The organism is Phenylobacterium sp., from assembly GCF_020253645.1.
Lineage (GTDB): Bacteria > Pseudomonadota > Alphaproteobacteria > Caulobacterales > Caulobacteraceae > Phenylobacterium.
In genome coordinates this window covers 1-2,852 of record NZ_JADCBG010000058.1, presented here as the reverse complement: position 1 = coordinate 2,852, position 2,852 = coordinate 1, and the positions used below count along the sequence as shown (strand labels likewise).

Genomic DNA, 2,852 nt, shown 5'->3' with positions numbered 1-2,852 from the left:
TCAACGGCGGCTCAGCAGACCCCCTCCGACGCGCATTCGCACGCCACCTCCCCCTCAAGAGGTGGAGGAATGACAATGGCTTGATTGCTCCCCATCAGGGGGAGCTCCCCGCGCAGCGGGGTGAGGGGGTGCAACGGCGGCGCAGCTTCCCCCTCCGGCCCGCTACGCGGTCCACCTCCCCCGGGGGAGGTGGAGGAATTGGAGCGCTCAATTGCTCCCCTGCGGGGGAGCTGTCGGCGAATGCCGACTGAGGGGGGCAGCGGCGCCCGGCGGACGCGTTGACAGACGTCGAGTGCGAGACGACGTTCCTTCACGTAAGGTTATCGGCGTTAGGAGGACAGGCTCACCCTCCACCCGAAGACGCCCACCCTCGCCCCGGGCTGCGGCCCGACGGGACGGGTAGCTCTTCGAGGTTGCCGATGACAGTGTGCCAAGGCTTGTCGAATACCGTCGTGGGGTCGAAAGGGCGCAGTGATGACCGTTGAGGATGCAGGACGAAGTCGCCGGCGGGTTCTGGTCGGCCTGGCGGCGGCCGTGGCGGTCTCCGCATGCGGGAGGCGGGCGATGAGCGACCAAGAAGACTATGTCTCTATCATCACGGTCCCAGGTGAGATCGGCGTGACGCCCGACCTTGGGCGCGTAGCCTTGACCGATTGGGGCGGTGACTTCAGCGCAATCGGGGTCTGCGACCTGCAGGCCGGAAGCGTGGAGGTGCTGCAAGCCAACCGCAAGGCTGGGCTTAGGATGCCGGCGCTTGCGCCGGACGGCGAGACGATAGCATTTACGGCCCAACCGATGGATCCAAAGCTCGATGGGCTGTATTCTTTGTATCTCGCGCCCGCCCGCGGTGGCGACGCGCGCCGGATTGGCGGTCGCGCCAACTACAGGGCACCCAGCTTCTCTTCCGATGGCGGCCGCATCCTCGTGTTCGCAGGGGACAAGGCCTATGGGCCATTCCAGCTTGTGGAGATCGACCTCAACTCCGGTGCGGAGACAGCGGTTTGGTCTGGTACCTTTGATGGCGGATCTGTAACGGCCTACGACCCTACGGGCGCGGGCTACTGGGTCTACGCGGGTGGGCCAGCGGCGTCGCTTGAGGAGGCCAATAACTCGAGCGCTCTCGACAATGGCACCAAGAATGGTTCGCCAGGCATCTTCCGCATCCTGCGCGAGGGTGACGCGCCGCGCCCCTTTGCGGTGAACCTCGGCGGGGGCTGGGGCTTAGCTGGTGTCACCAATGACGAGGTGGTGCTCAGTACCGCCGCACTGGAGACAGGCCTTCGCGCCGCACTCATGAACCGCCAGGGTGAAGCCCGCCTGCTCTGGCGCTCGCCGCGCGGCAGCGAGATACCGAGCGGGATGGCGGTATCCGCCGACGCCAAGCGCGTTCTGACGGCACGCATGCTCAAGGACGACGCCGGGAAGTTCCTCGACAGATACGATATCGCCGTATTTGAGACTGGATCGGGCGAAAGCGGGAGGGTCCTCTCCCGAGTCCTCTCCTCCGACCTTCGCGCGACATACCATGATTTGAGGCTGGCCTAGCCTCAGGCAACCAAGGGGCGGTCTTGCGGGTCCGCTGACCCCCTCCGGCCCGCTACGCGGCCCACCTCCCCCTGGAAGGTGGAGGAATTTCAACGTCTTAATTGCTCCCCCAAGGGGGAGCTGTCGGCAAAGCCGACTGAGCAACCATGTTTCATGCCGGCATGGCTTTGACCCAGGGCTGGCCTCTCTGGAGGACGAGGTTGGCGGCTTCGATGAGCTTTCGCATGACGGCGACGGTGACGACCTTGGGCGGTTTGCCCCTGGCCCTGAGGGTCTCGCCGAAGGCCCTCAGGCCGGGATCGAAGCGCTTGGCGACGATGGCGGCCAGGTAGAGCATCCGCCGGGGTCGGGCGCGTCCGCCGCTGATGAAGCGCAGGCCCTTCCATTGGCCGCTGTCGCGGTCGAAGGGGGCGACGCCGATCAGGGATGCGGCCTGGCCGCGCCGCATCCCGCCCAGTTCCGGCATGCGGATCAGCAGGGTGGCGGCGACGATGGGGCCGACGCCCGGCAGGGAGACCAGCAGGCGGTAGCGGGCCAGCAGGTCCGGATGGGCCTTGATCGCTGTCAGGATCTGGCTCGCCAGACGCAGCTTCAGGGCCTCCAGGGCGCGGACCTGGGTCCTGAGGGCGGAGCCGATATCCTTGAGCGTCACGTGCTCCAGGAAGGTCTTCAGCTCCACGAGCTGGTCGGTGATCTGCTCGTAGGCCGTCATGCGTTCGGCCAGTTCCGCCAGCCTCGGGTCCTGGGCTGAGCGCACCGCCTCCACCTGCGCCGTCGCCGCTGCGATCAGCCGGGCGTCCAGCCGGTCGTTCTTGGCCCGCCGCCGCTTCAGCTGGGCGAAGCGGCGCACCTCGAGGGGCTGGTGAACCACGACCTCGAACCCGGCCGCCTCCAACGCCAGACGCACAGCCCGCTCGTAGCCGCCCGTCGCCTCCAGACCCACGCGTCCCACCCCGCGCGCCTTCAGCCAGCCCGCCAGCTCCTCATGCCCCGCCGCGGTGTTGGACACCCGCGTCAGGTCCTCAAGTCCATGGACCGCCACGTCCAGGTGAGACTTGCCCACATCGACGCCGGCGATCTTCCTGCTAAACTCCATCTGTTCCATTGACCCATCCTTGTGGCTTCGGACCCAAGCGTCCCTGCAACCATCCGGGTCATGAAACGTCGGTGGCGACCCTGCTCAGTCCCAGCCCAAAAGGCTCGGGGGATCTCGGCCCCTCCACCGACTGTCCGCCTGGCGTTGGAGCGCCAGGCGGACGTCCCGGAAGACAGACCCAATCTAGCGCTTCTGAAACAAACAAGGGGGT

2 protein-coding genes are annotated in these 2,852 nt (G+C 66.8%); one reads left to right on the top strand and one right to left on the bottom strand.

Translation table 11 applies throughout. The features are described 5' to 3' along the window. Positions 1-564: 564 nt before the first annotated feature. Positions 565-1,545: a hypothetical protein gene (locus INE98_RS04275; RefSeq protein ID WP_293536842.1), complete on the top strand. Its 981-nt coding sequence runs from the start codon at positions 565-567 to the stop codon at positions 1,543-1,545. A gap of 151 nt (positions 1,546-1,696) precedes the next feature. On the opposite strand, the gene INE98_RS04270 is transcribed toward INE98_RS04275, so the two are convergent. Then, positions 1,697-2,641 (bottom strand): IS110 family transposase, encoded by a 945-nt coding sequence (locus INE98_RS04270; RefSeq protein WP_293536841.1) that lies wholly within the window; start codon positions 2,639-2,641, stop codon positions 1,697-1,699. Between the last annotated feature and the right edge of the window lie 211 nt (positions 2,642-2,852).

What these genes read in the sequence shown, in the direction of transcription:
- INE98_RS04275 (WP_293536842.1), top strand. Translation starts at nt 565, where the DNA reads ATGAGCGACCAAGAAGACTATGTCTCTATCATCACGGTCCCAGGTGAG.
- INE98_RS04270 (WP_293536841.1), bottom strand. Translation starts at nt 2,641, where the DNA reads ATGGAGTTTAGCAGGAAGATCGCCGGCGTCGATGTGGGCAAGTCTCAC.